We start from the raw sequence: 14,804 nt of genomic DNA on the forward strand, positions 1-14,804 counted from the left end.
CCGTCGATGCTCGATGCATGTGTGGTGGGTGCGGGGCCGAACGGACTGACGGCCGCCGTGGAGCTGGCCCGCCGCGGCTTCTCCGTGGCCGTCTTCGAGGCCCGCGACGCCGTCGGCGGTGGCTCCCGCACCGAAGAGCTCACCCTGCCCGGCTTCCTGCACGACCCCTGTTCCGCGGCCCACCCGCTCGGCATCAACTCCCCGGCCTTCCGCGCCCTGCCCCTGGAGCGGTACGGCCTTCAGTGGCTGCACGCCGACCTGGCCATGGCGCACCCCTTCACCGACGGCACCGCCGCCGTGCTGGCACGCTCGGTCGCCGAGACGGCCGCCTCCTTCGGCCCACGCGACGCGGGGGCGTACCGCAGACTGGTCGCGCCGTTCCTGCCCCGGTGGGACACCCTGATCCGCGACTTCATGTCCCTGCCGCTGACCGCGCTGCCCCGCGACCCGCTCACCCTCGCCCGCTTCGGCCTCGTGGGCCTGCCGCCGTCGACCTGGCTGGCGCGCCGCTTCCACGACGACCGGGCCAGGACCCTCTTCGCCGGACTGGTCGCCCATGTGATGGCCCCGCTCAGCGGCTTCGCGACGAGTGCCATCGGCCTGGTCTTCGCCCTCGCCGCGCACGCGCGCGGATGGCCGGTCGCCCGGGGCGGCTCCCAGTCCATCGCGGACGCGCTCACCGCGTACCTCAAGGACCTGGGCGGCCTGGTGCACACCGACTACGAGGTCAAGCGCCTCGACGACCTGCCGCCCGCGCGCGCGTACGTCTTCGACACCTCGCCCACCGCGCTGGCCCGCATCGCCGGTTTCGGCCGCTACTACGCGGACTACAAGTACGGCCCGGGCGTCTTCAAGGTCGACTACGCGCTCGACGGACCGGTGCCGTGGACCGCGGAGGAGGCCCGCGCCGCGACCACCGTGCAGATCGGCGCCGACAGCGCGGAGATCGGCAGAGCCCTGCGTGCGGCCTCCCGGGAGGGCCGGGCACCCGACCGACCGTTCATGATCACGGTGCAGCCGGGCGTCGTCGACCCCACCCGCGCCCCCGAGGGCAAGCAGGTCTTCTGGGCCTACGCCCATGTGCCGAGCGGCTGGACGGGAGACCTCACGGACGTCATGGAACGCCAACTGGAGCGTTTCGCGCCCGGGTTCCGCGACCGCGTCCTCGCCCGCGCCACCGCCGGCCCGCCCGAACTCGCCGCCCGCAACGCCAACTACGTCGGCGGCGACATCGGCTCCGGCGCGGTGACCGGCCTCCAGGTCCTGCTGCGCCCCAAGCTCTCCCTCTCCCCGTACACCACCCCCCACCCGGCGGTCTTCATCTGCTCCTCCGCCACCCCACCGGGCCCGGGTGTCCACGGCATGTCGGGCCACAACGCGGCGAAGGCGGTGTGGCGCAGGCTGCGTGAGCAGCGGTAGCCGCGACAGCTGGGTCAGCCACTGCTTCGCAGCCGAAGCGGTGCCCGACCGGCGACCCGTGGCAGCCGGTGCGGTCCGCGGTCGCGCCGCGAGCCAGGGCCCCCTTCCTCCCGGCCCCTCCCTCGCGTGGCCCGGAAATTCCGCGCGCCCCGTCCCGGCCCTCCTGGTATAGAGGCACCATGACCAGCATCACTCTCGTCAGGGGCGACATCACCCGGCAGTCCGTCGACGCCATCGTCAACGCGGCGAACTCCTCGCTGCTCGGTGGAGGGGGTGTCGACGGTGCCATCCACCGCGGGGGTGGCCCGGAGATCCTGGAGGAGTGCCGAAAGCTGCGCGCCTCGCACTACGGCAAGGGCCTGCCCACCGGCCAGGCGGTCGCGACGACCGCCGGGAAGCTGGACGCGCGGTGGGTGATCCACACCGTCGGGCCGGTCTGGGCGGCCGGCGAGGACCGCTCCGAGTTGCTGGCCTCCTGCTACCGGGAGTCCCTCCGGGTCGCCGACGAACTGGGCGCCCGTACGGTCGCCTTCCCCGCCATCTCCACCGGTGTCTACGGCTGGCCGATCGACGACGGGGCCCGCATCGCCGTGGAGACGGTGCGGGCCGCGGACACGTCGGTCGAGGAGGTCAGATTCGTCCTCTTCGACGAGCGGGCCCACGAGGCGTTCGCCGCGCGAGCCCGCTGAACTCCCGTCCGCTCAGCCGTCGATGCGGTGCGTGCTCCAGAACGACGTCAGGTCCGTGCTCGTCGCGGACTGGGCCGCCGCCTTGAACTCGGCCGTGGTCGAGACGCCGTACCAGTGCGAACTCGCGTAGTCCTTCAGCACCTTGGTCATCGCCGTGTCGCCGATCAGGCGCCGCAGGTCGTGCAGGGCGCACTTGCCGTAGCCGTAGACGACGGTGGAGTAGCGGGAGGAGTGGGCGTCCCAGTACGCCATGGAGTTGGTGATCTTCTCCGCGGAGGAGGCCCAGGAGACGCTGCTCCAGCAGTTGCTGCCGCTCTTGCCGAGGGCCAGGTCGGTGGCGTAGTCGGTGAACGCCTCGTCCAGCCAGGGACTGTTGTACTCGTCGTCGCCGACGATGCCGTACCACCACTGGTGGCCGATCTCATGGGTGAGCGCGGTGGTGCTGACGAGGTCCAGGACGAAGCCGGGGTATTCCATGCCGCCGAACCAGTAGTTGTTGTCGATGACCGCGTCCAACTCGCCGTACGGGTAGGCCCCGAAGCGCGCGGCATGGGCGTCGACGGCGGTCTTCGCGGTGCTCAGCATCGACTGCGCGTCGGAGGAGCTGATGCCCGAGACGGAGTAGACGTTGATCGCCGTGCCGGCCGCCGAGGTACCCGAGATCTTGCTGAACGGCCCCGCCGCCCAGGCGAAGTCGCGCACCTTGGACGCGGTCGCGGTGGTGACCGTACGCCCGCTGGAACCGGGGGTGTCGACGGACGTGCCGGTCGCCGGGACCAGCAGGCTGCTCGGGTGGTCGAGCGTGACACGGAAGTCGGCGGCCAGGGAGTAGAAGGACTCGCCGTTGTTGGTGTACGGGTCCAGGTGCCACCCCGCCCCGTCTTTCACCGCGAGCACGGGCAGCGCGTTGCCGATGTTGTTGAAGGCCCCGTCGTGCCCGAACCGGTCGGCGCCGCTCGGCACGGTGATGCCGAGGTCGAAGCCGATCGTGGCGCTCTGCCCCTGCGCGAGCGGCGCCGGCAGGGAGATCTGCAGCGCGGTGCAGCCGACGGACAGGGCGCCCGCCGTACCACCGGTGAGGTTCGTGACCGTGATGGGCATCGCCGAGCAGGTGCCGTGGTAGTTGTCCCACAGCCGCAGATACACCTCCCCGAGCGCGGTCGAGGAGGCGTTGGTGAAGGTCGCGCTCTCGTGGCCGGTCCACACGGTGCCGCTGCTGTTGCTGCTCAGACTGACCGTGTACGAGGGTGAGGCGGGAGTCCGTGCCGAGTCCGCCGGCGGGGTGGTGCCCGCGGAGGTGTCGAGGGCGATGTCGTCCAGGACGAAGCTGGTCTGCAGGCTGGAGTCCTCGGTGCCGGTGAAGGCGAGGTTCACGGTCTGGCCGGCGAAGGCCGACACGTCGAAGGACTTCTGGACGTAGCCGGTGTTCTTGTCGAGGTTCGAGTACGTCGCCAGCGTGGTGGAGCCGATCTTCGCCGTCAGTTTGTCGTAGGCGGTGGAGGAGGTCGTCTCGGCGGTGTCGATGTGCAGCCAGAAGGACAGGGTCGCCTTGTCGCACCCCGACGGGACGGTGACGCTCTGGGAGAGCGTGTCGGTGTGCGTGGATCCGACGCCGTCGAGCCAGGCGAACGAGCTTCCGCCGTGCGCGCTTTCACCGGAGCGGCTGGTGATGACGCTCGTCGACGACTGACTCCAGGGCGAAGTGCCGCTCTCGAAGCCGCCGTTGGCCACCACCTGGGCCGGGGTGCAGGCCACCGCCGCCGATGATGCGGCGGCGGGAAGGGCGGGGAGCGATACGACGGCCAGCGCGGCGACGGCCAGCAGGCGCGCGGCGACGGATCTGTGGGGGGTCGATCTCACGCGGAACTCCTTTGCGGCGACCGGGATCCCGGTCTGCTCGGCGATCGCCGGCCGGCCTGGGTGCGCCGGGGCGGTCGGGGCTGCGTGCACTTGTTGGCCTGAGCATGCCATATGCGGGTGCTGTGAGGGAGCTGTGCGTGAGAAGGGTGACGACGGCCTACGGTGGCCGGCCGCTCCGGTCAGTCGCCGTGTCCGACGGGGGCGCTCTCTCCCTGGGCGACCTCGATGCCGTCGTGCAGGTCCGTGGCCGCCTCCAGGGCCGCCGTCGCCGACAGGGCGACACAGACGAGGAGGAGTCCGGCCAGGGCGCGGGGGAGTGCGCGGGCGGCGGGCTTCGGCGCGCTCAGCAGCGCGCTGACCCGGCGCGGGACCGGCCCCGCGGTGGCCGTGAGGGACAGCCGCGGCCGGGGGCTCGCGGCGCGGGCGGCGAGCGCCGCGCGGCCGACGGCGCGGGCGGTGAGGGCGCGGTCACCCGTCACCCGCGCGGCGGACTCGTCGGCCCAGCGCTCCAGGGCGTACGAGAGCGGGGCGCGCAGACCGCGCAGTGCCGGGTGCAGCGCCACGGCGAACTCGGTGGCCACGAGGAAGAGATGGTGGCGGCCGGACAGATGCGCGCGCTCGTGGGCGAAGAGCACTTCGCGCTCGCGTGCGCTGAGGGCGCGCAGCATGCCCGTGGTCACCACGATGCGGCCGGGGCGGCCGGGCAGCGCGTACGCGTCGGGCCGCTCGTCCTCCCGCACCGACAGATCGCCCGCGCTCGCCTCGCTCCCGAAGTGCCGGTGCGCGGCGCGCAGTTCACGCACGTGCCGGACGGCCCGGCGCAGCACCGAGGCGCCGAGTGCCGTCAGCGCGCAGGCGGCCAGGACCGCGGCGGGCACGGTGGCCGGGGAGCCGTCGCCCAGCAGATGCGGGGAGAGATGGCCGAGAGCCGCGACGAAGGGGAGGCGCAGGGCGCCGTTCAGGGCCAGCAGGACGAGAGCGGCCGTGCTCGACAGGGCGAGGACCAGCGCCAGAGCGGTCAGCGCCCAGGCCGCCGTCCGGGGCGGCAGCTGCTCCGCACCGCGCCGGGCCAGCGGGACCGCCAGCAGCGGCATCAGGAGCGGGAGCCACACGGCAATGATCACGCGATTCCTCCAGGGCCGCCGGTCCGTCACCGGCCAGCCTACGCGGCACGACCCCGCGGCCGGTCACTGACCACCACGGGTACCCCCACCGGCTCACGGCGTCTCGTCGGCCGTCCCCTGGTCGGTGGTCTCCAGCAGGGTCCGCAGCACACGCTCGTCCTCCGGGCTCAGGTCGGAGACGAAACGCGCGAGTACGGTGCCGCGGTCCTCGTCCTTGTCGAGTTCGGCGTGCATCCGGCGCGCGGTCAGCCCGGGGGAGTCCTGGGCGGGCGCGTAGGTGTAGCCGCGACCGACCCGCTCCCGGGTGACCGCGCCCTTGGCGTGCAACCGGGTGAGGATGGTGGTGACGGTGGTGCGGGCCAGGCCGCCGCCGAGTTCCAGCTGCACGGCGCCGGGTGTGAGCGGTCCGTCGGCGGCCCACAGGGCGGCCAGGACACTCGCCTCCAGCTCGCCCGCCGGCCGCCGGTCCGTGCGCCCGTCGGCCGGGCCGCCGGCCGACTCGTCGATCTGCCCCTGCGGCATGGGAACGCTCCTCGGCTCTGATTCGTCTACAGTTCGGTAGACGGTCTACATGACTGTAGTCGCTCGGTGCGGGTTCCGGCCCGCTCCGTCCACGTCCCAGTATGAGAGGGGTCGCCCGCATGGCAGCTGCCGAGTTCGCCGTCGCCCAGGCGGTGAACGTCCTGGATGCCGGATCCCTGCTGTCCGCCTTCGGCACGCTCGGCATCGCCGCCGTGCTGTTCGCCGAGACCGGCCTGCTGGTCGGCTTCTTCCTGCCCGGCGACTCGCTGCTGTTCACGGCGGGACTGCTGTGCGCGGGCGGCACCCACCGGTCCGTGCATCTCTCGCTGCCGCAGGTGCTGGTCGCCGCGGTCGTCGGGGCACTGGCCGGGGCGCAGGTCGGGTACTGGATCGGGCGGCGCGGAGGCCGTGCGCTGCTGGCCCGCAGCCGGGCGAGAAAGCTGCACGAGGGCGCGGCGCGCGCCGAGGAACTGCTCGCGCGCTACGGCCACGCCAAGGCGGTCGTCCTGGCCCGCTTCGTGCCGGTGGTGCGCACGGTGCTCAACCCGCTGGCCGGGGCCCTGGACGTGCCGGTAGGGCTCTTCACGCTCTGGCAGGTCGTCGGCGGACTGCTGTGGACGATCGGCCTCGTCCTCGGGGGTTACGCGCTGGGCTCCTCCATCCCGAACGTCGACCACTACCTCCTGCCGCTGGTCGCCGTCGTGGTCCTCGCGTCCCTGACCCCGCTCGCCATCGAGGCCCGCCGCGCGCGTGCCCGCCGCACCTCCCCGGGGGCCCCGTCATGACCGCTCTCGCCTTCGGCGGCGCCTCGGTCGACGGCGGCCTCTACACCTGGATCACGAAGCTCGCCCGCCACACGTCGCATCCCCTCGACACCGCGATCGCCGTCTGGTCGGACTACGGGCTCGCCCTGTTCGCCGTGCTGATGCTCGTCGCCTGGTGGCGGGCCCGCGGGGCCGGGGAGGCGCGGATGGTCCGCGCCCTGGCGACACCGCTGATCGTGATGGTCGTGTACGCCGTGGACGTGCTGGTGAAGTCGGCGTTCGCCGAGACCAGACCCTGCCGCACGCTGCACGTGGTCACGGTCGAGGCGTGCCCCGCGGCGCGGGACTGGTCCTTCCCCAGCAACCACGCGGTGATCGCCGGGGCCGCGGCCGTGGCGATCGCCCTGACCGACCACCGTCTCACTCTTCTCGCGGCCCCGGCGGCAGTCCTGATGGCCGTCTCCCGCGTCTGGATCGGCGCCCACTATCCCCACGACGTGGCCGTGGGCCTGGCCTTCGGAGCGCTCCTGGCCTGGCTCCTGATGCAGCTCGCCGACCGGGGCGCGCCACTGGTCGGACGGGTGGCCGGGACTCGGTTCGGGGGGTTGGTGACGGGGGTGTGAGGCGCAGTGCGCGCGATGGCGTGCCGGGTCGTCCTGGGCGAGCGGCGGGAAGTGACGTGGTGGTCGGCGGGGCGGTGACCGGTCGGCGGTTGGCGGGGGCGCCGTGACTGGGGCGGCCCGGGCTCCGCGGAGGGCGCGGTCCGTACGGGATGCGAGGCCCGGGCGGGGAGGGCTGCCGTTGCTCGCGGTCGTCTGCGCCGTGCTGTTCGCCGCCCTCGCCGTCGCGATGGGGGTACGGCACGGCTCGCCGCTCCCCGGTGACGGCGCGGCGCACGCCTGGGCGCTCCGGTACCGGCCGCCGGTCGGTCAGGCCCTGGCCCGGGGGATCACGGCGACCGGGACGGGACCGTGGCCGTACCTGATCGTCATGGCGGCCGGGCTGGTCGCCGGCCGGGACACCGGTGAGCGGGTGAGAGCGGTCGTGTACGGCCTGGCCGTGCTGGTCGCCGGGCAACTGGTGCGCAGCGGGCTGATGGAGCTGTTCGCGCGGGCCCGTCCGAACACCGCGGACTGGGCAGCCCACGCGTCCGGCTTCGCCTTCCCCTCCGGCCACACGACGACCTCCGCGCTCACGGCCGGGTTCGTGTGCTGGGCGGTCACCCGGCACATCCGACCCGGGCTCGCGCGTACGACGTGCGTGATCGCGGTGTGCTGGGCGGTGGCCGTCGGGTTGAGCCGCGTCTACCTGGGCGTGCACTGGGCCAGCGACGTACTGGGCGGCTGGCTGCTGGCCGGCGCCTGGCTGGGGCTGTGCTGGTGGGGGCTCGGACGGTGGGCATCAGGTCCGGCGCCGGCCGTGCGGATCACGGGTGGGGGCGGATCGGGGCGCGCCGTGCCGGTTGCGCGGCCGGACGGGCGCGAGGGACGGTGCGACGGCGACGGAGACGGCACCGGCAGGGGGCGCGCTCCCCGACCACCGACAGCCTCTGACAGACCCCCCGACTCCGCACCGCCGCCCGACTCCGCACCGCCCTCGGGTCCCTGACGGACATCCGTCCCTCATGTCTCTCCGCGCCCGGCCGCGCCTGTCCCGAACCCCTGACGGAGGACCATGCCCCCCAAGATCCTGGTCGTCGAGGACGATCACGGCCTGCGTGACGTGCTGGTGCGCGGGCTGCGGGACGAAGGGTTCGCGACCCTGCCCGCCGCCGACGGAGCGACCGCGTTGCGACTGGCCGGGGCCGAGGTCGCCGCGGCCGTGCTGGACGTCGGGCTCCCGGACGCGGACGGGCGGGACATCTGCCAGGCGCTGCGCGCCAACGGATTCTCCTTCCCGGTCGTCTTCCTCACCGCACGCCACGGCCTGACCGACCGCCTGTCCGGCTTCTCCGCGGGCGGCGACGACTGTCTCCCCAAGCCCTTCCACCTCGCCGAACTGGCCGCCCGCCTGCGCGCCGCCCTCAGACGCGCCGTGCCCACGCCCCACGCCACGGCCGGGGACCTGGTACTGGACGCCGTACGGCACTGCCTGACCGTCCGCGGCACGGCGGCCGATCTCACGCCGACGGAGTTCCGGCTGCTGGCCACGTTCATGGCAAGGCCCGGGGAGAACGTCAGCCGCCGGGACCTCGTCCGGGCCGCCTGGCCGGAAGGTGCCCAGGTCAGCGACAACACCCTCGACCAGTACCTGACCCGGCTGCGCCGCAAGCTGCGCACGGCCGGCAGCGACCTGACCGTCGCCACCACTCGCGGCATCGGCCACCGCCTGTCATGACCCCCGTGTCACTGACGACGGACCCGGCGTACCGCCGCCGGCGCGCCGCCCGGCCCGTTCCGCGGGGGGCGAGGTCCCGCACGATCCCGAAGTCGCTCCTGGTCTACAGAGCCTTCGTGCGCACCAGCCCGGCGAGCACCAGCAGCCCCGGCACCAGCGGGAGCCACACCGTGAGCAACCGGTAGCCGAGCACCGCCGACAGGCTCGCGTCCGCCGGAGCCCCGGCCGCCGTCAGCGTCCAGGCGAGCGCGGCGTCCAGCGATCCGAGCCCACCGGGCGTCGGCAGCAGTACGGCGGCACTGCTCGCGGCGAGATAAGCGAGCGCGACCCGTCCCGCCGGCAGCGGCAGTTCCAGGGCCCGTACGACGGCGAACACGATCCCCGTGTGGAGCATGGCGAAGGCCAGCGAACCGCCCCACAGGGCCGCCGCGCGCGGAGGGCGTTCATGGACCCCCCGCACATCGGCCACCGTGCACGCCAGCCACCGCCGCACCCGGGTCAGCCGAGCCAACGCCACGGCCGCGCAGCCGGCGGCGGCCGTCCCCACGAGGGCGAGCAGCAGTGCCGTCCCGTGCACCGACGGCAGCCGCAGCACCCCGGGACAGGCCAGGGCGAGCACCGCGATCAGCGCGCACCGCACGACCGCGCCCGCGGTGCCGCGGACCGCGAGGGCCGTCGCGGCCCGCCCCGGCGTCAGCCCGCAGCGCATCAGAAACCGCAGATTGACGGCACCGGCCCCCACCCCGGCGGGCAGGACGTGGTTGGCCGCCCCCGCCGCGAACTGCACGGCCACCAGCCGACGCGCGGGCAACGCCTCCCGCACCGCGCCCTGTACCGTGACCGCCGCGCACACCCAGGTCAGCACGGTGAGCACCGCGGCCAGCAGCAGCCACCCCCGGTCGGCCACGACCAACCGGTCGGCCCCGGCGTCCAGTACGGGCCAGTGCCGTACGGCGATCACCACGGCCCCCGCCAGCAGGCCGCCGGCCACCAGGGTCTGCCAGGCCACCCGTCGCCCGGCGTCCAGGACGGCACCGGTCTGCGTGCTCATGCGCCCTGCCGTTCCCGCAGGGCGCCGGGCGCCAGGTAGGCGTAGCCGTCCGACAGCCGGTGCAGTCGCCAGCCGTGGGCGTAGGACGGCAGGTGCCCGGGGCTCGCGGCGAGGAGGGCGACCGGGACGCGGCGGGCGGTGCGCGTGAGGACACCGGTCGTGGTGCCGGTGTCGTGACCGGCGGTGTACGCGGAGGCGCAGCCGGCCTGGAAGGCGATGGGGACGGCGTCGCCGCCGGTGAGCAGACAGGGCGGAGAGACGCCCAGGTGACGCAGTTCCGTGGCGCTGCGGGCCCAGGCGCGGTGCGCGGTCGTCGTACGGGACACCGCTTCGTCCACCACCGCCAGCTGCACGGCCACATGACCGGCCAGCCCGACCGCCACCAGGGTCACGACCACCGGTCGCCACCGCCCCGCTGGCGCCGTGACCAGGAACCACAGGGCGTCGGCGACCGGGATCGCGAGCAGGGCGTACGCGGGCAGCAGGAAGCGGGGTGCCGCGTACCCGATGAGGAAGAGATACGGCACGGCCGCGGTGACCGCGCAGGCGAGGGGCAGCGCGGTGACGGTCGTACGACGGGCTCGTACCGCGATGACCAGCGCGGCCGCGGCGAGCAGCGGCAGGACGAACCACCAGGCGATCACCGGCGCGCTCGGGACGGCGCCGGTGCACGGCCGGCACAGGGCGCGTCCGCCGAGGCTGCGGAGCTGGTCGGTCACGGCATTGTGCAGGCCCAGGCCGCCCTCGATGCGGGAGCCGGTGCTCAGCCGGGCGCCCAGGCCGCCGTACCTGACGTGCGCCTCGACGACCCATTCGAGCGCGCCCGCGGCCATGCCGCCGAGCAGGGCGAGCAGGAGGCGCGGGCGGCGGTCGCGGAGGGCCAGGGCGAGGAGGGGGAGGCTCGTCCAGACGGCGTCGGTGGGCCGCATCCACGCCATCAGCGCGGCTGCCGCGGCCAGGCCCCACAGGGGTGCCCGCCGGGTGGGGTCCCGGCGGGCCCGCAGGAAGTAGCCCACGGCGGCCAGGGCGCCCACGGCCACCCAGTAGTTGGGCATGGCCTGGGGGCCGTAGAAGAGGGTGATCCACAGGGTGGCGAAGAGGGCGCCGCCGGCCGCGAGGACGCGGGGCGGGAACAGGCCGAGCCAGGTCCGCAGCGCCCCGTACAGGCCGGCGCCCGCCAGTACGGCCAGGTACACCCGCAGCAGCGGGGTCGACGACGACCAGAGGGCGACCGGGGCCACCAGCAGGGTGATGCCTCGGGCGCGCGGGGCGCTGAAGAAGGCCGCCGGGGCGTGGCCGCTGACCTGGCTGACGTACACCGTCTCGTCCCAGCCGAGGCCCAGCCCGGGGCGCACGAGCACGAGCTGGAGCAGGGTGAAGGCGCCCGCCACGGCCATGAGCCATCGCTCGCCCGTCCGGGGCGCCGGAGGTGACCCCGGGGGTAGGGCGGCACCGGGGGTCCGGGGCCGTGAAGGTGCGGCTGCGGCGTCGGAGGCCCTTGGCATCGTCCATCCCTCCGGCCCTACGCGTTGTAGGGTCGCAGGTCACCCTACAGGCTGTAGGTCGGGGTGATGCCGGAGGCGGGTAAGGGGGAGGTTCGAGTCGGTGACCGCCGGACCCTACGCGCCGTAAGGTGGTGGCCATGGCAGGCACGACTCCTCGCGGCAGAGCCGAGCGACGCAGCCCCGGCGAGCTGGAGAGCGAGGTCCTCGCCGCGCTGTGGGCGACCGACCGGGCTCTGACGCCGGCCGAGATCCAGGCCGAGCTGGACGGTGACCTCGCCTACAACACCGTGCACACCATCCTGCGGCGCCTGCACGACAAGGGCCTCGTCCTGCGGGACGCCGACGGGCGGCGCGGCGCGTACCGCCCGGCGAAGAACGCGGCCCAGATGACCGCCGAGGCCATGCACCAGGCGCTGGACCGGGGGCCCGACCCGATAGCCGCGCTGCAGCACTTCGTCACCGGCCTGCGCCCGGAGGAGGAGACGGCCCTGCGCGAGCTGCTGGGTGAGGGCGGTGTCTGACGGGGGCACGGCGGCTCGGCAGGGGACGGGAAGGACGAGATGAGGATCGACGTCTACACCCCGGTGCTGCTGTCCCTGCTGCTCGCCGTCGTCAGCCGCCCGGTCGCCCGGTCGCTGGCGCCCGCGCAGGCGGCCCGCGCCCTGACCGCGGCCGCCGTCCTCACCGCGGGCGCGACCACCTGGGCACTTGTGCTGCTGACCGTCACGCTGGTCGGGCAGGCTCCGCCGGTAGTCGCCGACGCCCGCGAGGACGGCCGGGTGCTGCCGGAACCGGTCCCCGGGACGGTCGCCGTCCTCGCGCTGGCCCTGCTCACGGTCGCCGTCTGCCGTGTGCTGCGCGCGGTCCGGGCCGAGCGGGCGACCCGGCGCACGCTGCGGCGTCTGTGCGAGGGGCATCCGCCGGGCACCGAACTGATCGTCGCCGCCTCACCACGGCCGCAGGCCTTCGCCGTCCCCGACACCCCGGGCCGGATCCTGGTCACCTCGGCGATGCTGGCCGCCCTGCGGCCCGCCGAACGCCGGGTCCTGCTCGCCCACGAGCGCGCCCATCTCGCTCACCGGCACGCCCTGCTGGTCCGTGCGGCCGGCCTCGCCGCGGCGGCGAACCCGCTGCTCGTGCCGGTCCGGACAAGCGTCGCCTACCTGGTGGAACGCTGGGCCGACGAACAGGCCGCCGGCGCGGTGGGCGACCGCGGCACCACGGCCCGCGCGCTGGCCCGCGCCGCCCTCGTCACGCACAGCCAGGGCTGCGCCCTGCACTTCACCGACCGCACCGTCCCCCGTCGCATCGCCGCCCTCCACACGACCCCGCCCCCGCACCTGCGCATGATCGCCGCGGCGATCCTCGCCCTGGGCGCCCTGCCGCCCCTGTGCGCGGCGGACGCCACCGGAGACCTGCTGCGCTTGCTGGGCGAGGTGCTGAGCTGAGCGGGGGTTGTGCGGGCGCCTTGGGTGGGAGGGGGGTGGGCGGTGGGCCGGGCGAGGGGCGACAGGATGCTGATGAGCCCCCGGCCCGCGACCTCGTAAGCCGCGCCGAGCCCCCGCCCCGCAACCCCGTCGAGCTGGCCGAGGTCCCCCGCGCGTCCCACCGCGTGAAGCCGCCTCCGTGTCCTCGGCGCGCGTCCCACCGCGTGAAGCCGCCTCCGTGTCCTCGGCGCGCGTCCCACCGCGTGAAGCCGCCTCCGTGTCCTCGGCGCGTGTCCCACCGCGTGAAGCCGCCTCCGTGTCCTCGGCGCGCGCCCCACCGCGTGAAGCCGCCTCCGTGTCCTCGGCGCGTGTCCCACCGCGTGAAGCCGCCCTGGTGTCCTCGGCGCGCGTCCCACCGCGTCAAGCCGCCCCCGCATCCTCCGCGCGCACCCCGGCCCGCAATCCCCACCCCACCAGCACCGTCCCGCACGCCAACACCACCGCCAGGGTCGCGTAGCCGTGCGTCAGGGTGGTGGACGCGGCGACCCCGGCCACCAGCAACGGGCCGCCCGCGTCGCCCAGTTCGCGGCCCAGTTCGGCCGCGCCCATGGTCTGGCCGAGGCATTCCTTCGGGGTCGAGGAGGCCAGAGTCGCGAAGCCCAGGGGAGTGATCAGGCCCGTGCCGACGCCGATCAGGGCGGCGGCGAGCAGCACCCCGGTGAGGCCCGGCAGCATCGCGCAGGCCAACCCCGCCGCTGTGAGCAGCAGCCCGGCGGTGAGGCCGGTCCGCGCGGTCAGCCGTCCGGCGTCCAGGGCCCGTCCGGTACGGGGCTGTACGACCGCCGCGCACGCGGCCAGCACCGACACCGCCGCCCCCGTCGCCACCGTGCCGAGCCCCGCCGCCCGGCCGGACACCGGCAGGAACCCCACCCCGACCGACAGCGCGGCCGTGGCCCCGGCGAGCGCGGCCGTCGGCACCAGGAACGCCGGGTCCGCCAGCCGACGCGCCAGGTCCAGCACCGTCTGCCGGGCCCGGGGGAGCGGCGGTACTACGGGTACGGCGGCCAGCGCCCACACCCCGACGGCCGCGCCGAGCACCGTCAGCACCGTGAACAGCAGCCGCAGCCCGCCCGCCCACACCAGCACCCCGCCGAGCAGCGGACCCAGCGTGTAGCCGATCGCCTTGTAGAAGCCGTAGCCGCCGAACGCCCGCCCCTGCTTCGCCGCCGGGTTCAGCCGGGACACCAGCGTGGACGCGGCCGGCGAGAACGCGGACGCCGCCGCCCCCTGCCCCAGCCGCGCGGTCCACAACCACCCCGGGCTGTCCGCGAGCACGTACAGCGCGGACGCGACGGCGAACGCCACCAGCCCGCCGAGCAGCACCGGCCGCGCCCCGACCCGGTCGGCCAGCGTGCCGAACACCGGCTTGAGCAGGACCTCGGCGCCGTCGTAGAGGGCGAGCAGCCCGCCGAGGACGAGCAGCGAGGTGACCGCGTCCTTGCCCGCGCCCCCGAGGTTCGCGGCGATGCCGTGCGCCCCGAAGGCGGTGGTGAACCCGGCGGCGTACAGCGGCCACATCCGCCGACGCGAGGGGTCACCCCCCGGCGTCACTGATCCCCCGCCGCAGACGCCCGACGTGGTGCACGGCCCGGTCGAGGAGCTCGGCGGCACGGCGGTCGTGCAGCGCGTACACCACCGACCGTCCGCGGCGCTCGCCCACGACCAGCCCCAGGTTCCGCAGCAACCGCAACTGGTGCGAGCACGCGGACTGCTCCATGCCCACCTCCGCGGCCAACTCCGTCGCGGGCAGCGGCCCTTCACGCAGCCGTGCGAGGATCAGCAGCCGGGAGGGGGCCGACAGGGCCTGCAGCGTGGTGGCCACCTCGGCCACCTCGGCGATGTCGCCGGCGTCCAGGCGCGCGCGCCCGGTGACGTCCCGCGCGGCGTCCGCTCCCTGACCCATGCGGGCATCCTACCCAGCGCCCCCGCGCCGCTGAACGATGTTCAACAACCGACTGGTCACCGCCCCGGGATCCGCACCGGCCCAGGGCAGCCCAGGTCGATGTCGGATTCTCGCCAGCCCTGCCCGCGCCCACCGCCGATGCT

Annotated in this window: 15 protein-coding genes; 8 read left to right on the forward strand and 7 right to left on the reverse strand. The window is 74.7% G+C overall.

Going from position 1 to position 14,804, the window contains the following annotated elements; genetic code table 11:
- Positions 1 to 6 precede the first annotated feature (6 nt).
- Together ABZ453_RS20935 and ABZ453_RS20940 are read left to right on the forward strand one after the other, a co-directional pair.
- A complete protein-coding gene (locus ABZ453_RS20935) occupies positions 7 to 1,419 on the forward strand; it encodes an NAD(P)/FAD-dependent oxidoreductase (RefSeq protein ID WP_359016428.1) in 1,413 nt (470 codons plus the stop codon).
- Positions 1,420 to 1,598: 179 nt separating this feature from the next.
- Positions 1,599 to 2,108 (forward strand): O-acetyl-ADP-ribose deacetylase, encoded by a 510-nt coding sequence (locus ABZ453_RS20940; protein WP_359016429.1) that lies wholly within the window; start codon positions 1,599 to 1,601, stop codon positions 2,106 to 2,108.
- Between the two features lie 12 nt (positions 2,109 to 2,120).
- Here ABZ453_RS20940 and ABZ453_RS20945 read toward each other — a convergent pair whose 3' ends face one another.
- From ABZ453_RS20945 to ABZ453_RS20955, 3 genes are all read right to left on the reverse strand, one after another.
- Complete coding sequence (locus ABZ453_RS20945; protein ID WP_359016430.1) at positions 2,121 to 3,968, reverse strand: M1 family aminopeptidase; 1,848 nt, start codon at positions 3,966 to 3,968, stop codon at positions 2,121 to 2,123.
- A gap of 179 nt (positions 3,969 to 4,147) precedes the next feature.
- Complete coding sequence (locus ABZ453_RS20950; protein WP_359016431.1) at positions 4,148 to 5,092, reverse strand: M56 family metallopeptidase; 945 nt, start codon at positions 5,090 to 5,092, stop codon at positions 4,148 to 4,150.
- A gap of 93 nt (positions 5,093 to 5,185) precedes the next feature.
- Entirely contained in the window at positions 5,186 to 5,614 is a 429-nt protein-coding gene (locus tag ABZ453_RS20955) for a BlaI/MecI/CopY family transcriptional regulator (RefSeq protein ID WP_359016432.1), read from the reverse strand.
- 119 nt (positions 5,615 to 5,733) lie between these two features.
- On the opposite strand from ABZ453_RS20955, the gene ABZ453_RS20960 reads away from it, so the two are divergent.
- From ABZ453_RS20960 to ABZ453_RS20975, 4 genes are all read left to right on the forward strand, one after another.
- Complete coding sequence (locus ABZ453_RS20960) at positions 5,734 to 6,399, forward strand: DedA family protein (RefSeq protein ID WP_359016433.1); 666 nt, start codon at positions 5,734 to 5,736, stop codon at positions 6,397 to 6,399.
- Positions 6,396 to 7,001 carry a phosphatase PAP2 family protein gene (locus ABZ453_RS20965; RefSeq protein WP_359016434.1) on the forward strand — a complete coding sequence of 202 codons (606 nt, stop codon included), beginning with the start codon at positions 6,396 to 6,398 and terminating at the stop codon, positions 6,999 to 7,001. The genes ABZ453_RS20960 and ABZ453_RS20965 overlap by 4 nt, the downstream gene beginning before the upstream one ends.
- A 178-nt stretch (positions 7,002 to 7,179) precedes the next feature.
- Positions 7,180 to 7,986 carry a phosphatase PAP2 family protein gene (locus ABZ453_RS20970; protein ID WP_359016435.1) on the forward strand — a complete coding sequence of 269 codons (807 nt, stop codon included), beginning with the start codon at positions 7,180 to 7,182 and terminating at the stop codon, positions 7,984 to 7,986.
- Between the two features lie 66 nt (positions 7,987 to 8,052).
- A complete protein-coding gene (locus tag ABZ453_RS20975) occupies positions 8,053 to 8,715 on the forward strand; it encodes a response regulator transcription factor (protein WP_359016436.1) in 663 nt (220 codons plus the stop codon).
- A gap of 103 nt (positions 8,716 to 8,818) precedes the next feature.
- On the opposite strand, the gene ABZ453_RS20980 is transcribed toward ABZ453_RS20975, so the two are convergent.
- On the reverse strand, positions 8,819 to 9,766 hold the full coding sequence (locus ABZ453_RS20980; protein WP_359016437.1) for a lysylphosphatidylglycerol synthase domain-containing protein: 948 nt from the start codon (positions 9,764 to 9,766) through the stop codon (positions 8,819 to 8,821).
- Positions 9,763 to 11,271 carry a hypothetical protein gene (locus ABZ453_RS20985; protein ID WP_359016438.1) on the reverse strand — a complete coding sequence of 503 codons (1,509 nt, stop codon included), beginning with the start codon at positions 11,269 to 11,271 and terminating at the stop codon, positions 9,763 to 9,765. The genes ABZ453_RS20980 and ABZ453_RS20985 overlap by 4 nt, the downstream gene beginning before the upstream one ends.
- A 137-nt stretch (positions 11,272 to 11,408) precedes the next feature.
- On the opposite strand from ABZ453_RS20985, the gene ABZ453_RS20990 reads away from it, so the two are divergent.
- Together ABZ453_RS20990 and ABZ453_RS20995 are read left to right on the forward strand one after the other, a co-directional pair.
- On the forward strand, positions 11,409 to 11,792 hold the full coding sequence (locus ABZ453_RS20990) for a BlaI/MecI/CopY family transcriptional regulator (RefSeq protein WP_359016439.1): 384 nt from the start codon (positions 11,409 to 11,411) through the stop codon (positions 11,790 to 11,792).
- 39 nt (positions 11,793 to 11,831) lie between these two features.
- Entirely contained in the window at positions 11,832 to 12,719 is an 888-nt protein-coding gene (locus tag ABZ453_RS20995) for a M48 family metalloprotease (protein WP_359016440.1), read from the forward strand.
- Between the two features lie 399 nt (positions 12,720 to 13,118).
- On the opposite strand, the gene ABZ453_RS21000 is transcribed toward ABZ453_RS20995, so the two are convergent.
- Both ABZ453_RS21000 and ABZ453_RS21005 read right to left on the reverse strand, forming a co-directional pair.
- Positions 13,119 to 14,276 (reverse strand): MFS transporter, encoded by a 1,158-nt coding sequence (locus ABZ453_RS21000; RefSeq protein ID WP_359016441.1) that lies wholly within the window; start codon positions 14,274 to 14,276, stop codon positions 13,119 to 13,121.
- A 16-nt stretch (positions 14,277 to 14,292) separates the two neighbouring features.
- Positions 14,293 to 14,661: a metalloregulator ArsR/SmtB family transcription factor gene (locus ABZ453_RS21005; RefSeq protein ID WP_359016442.1), complete on the reverse strand. Its 369-nt coding sequence runs from the start codon at positions 14,659 to 14,661 to the stop codon at positions 14,293 to 14,295.
- Positions 14,662 to 14,804: the final 143 nt, after the last annotated feature.

The organism is Streptomyces sp. NPDC005799, assembly GCF_040630525.1.
GTDB lineage: Bacteria > Actinomycetota > Actinomycetes > Streptomycetales > Streptomycetaceae > Streptomyces > Streptomyces griseorubiginosus_B.

Bases quoted from the DNA above. Each gene is read 5' to 3' on its own strand.
- ABZ453_RS21000 (WP_359016441.1), bottom strand. From the start codon at position 14,276: ATGTGGCCGCTGTACGCCGCCGGGTTCACCACCGCCTTCGGGGCGCAC.
- ABZ453_RS20960 (WP_359016433.1), top strand. From the start codon at position 5,734: ATGGCAGCTGCCGAGTTCGCCGTCGCCCAGGCGGTGAACGTCCTGGAT.
- ABZ453_RS20965 (WP_359016434.1), top strand. From the start codon at position 6,396: ATGACCGCTCTCGCCTTCGGCGGCGCCTCGGTCGACGGCGGCCTCTAC.
- ABZ453_RS20990 (WP_359016439.1), top strand. From the start codon at position 11,409: ATGGCAGGCACGACTCCTCGCGGCAGAGCCGAGCGACGCAGCCCCGGC.
- ABZ453_RS20935 (WP_359016428.1), top strand. From the start codon at position 7: ATGCTCGATGCATGTGTGGTGGGTGCGGGGCCGAACGGACTGACGGCC.
- ABZ453_RS20975 (WP_359016436.1), top strand. From the start codon at position 8,053: ATGCCCCCCAAGATCCTGGTCGTCGAGGACGATCACGGCCTGCGTGAC.
- ABZ453_RS20940 (WP_359016429.1), top strand. From the start codon at position 1,599: ATGACCAGCATCACTCTCGTCAGGGGCGACATCACCCGGCAGTCCGTC.
- ABZ453_RS20985 (WP_359016438.1), bottom strand. From the start codon at position 11,271: ATGCCAAGGGCCTCCGACGCCGCAGCCGCACCTTCACGGCCCCGGACC.
- ABZ453_RS20955 (WP_359016432.1), bottom strand. From the start codon at position 5,614: ATGCCGCAGGGGCAGATCGACGAGTCGGCCGGCGGCCCGGCCGACGGG.
- ABZ453_RS21005 (WP_359016442.1), bottom strand. From the start codon at position 14,661: ATGGGTCAGGGAGCGGACGCCGCGCGGGACGTCACCGGGCGCGCGCGC.
- ABZ453_RS20980 (WP_359016437.1), bottom strand. From the start codon at position 9,766: ATGAGCACGCAGACCGGTGCCGTCCTGGACGCCGGGCGACGGGTGGCC.
- ABZ453_RS20995 (WP_359016440.1), top strand. From the start codon at position 11,832: ATGAGGATCGACGTCTACACCCCGGTGCTGCTGTCCCTGCTGCTCGCC.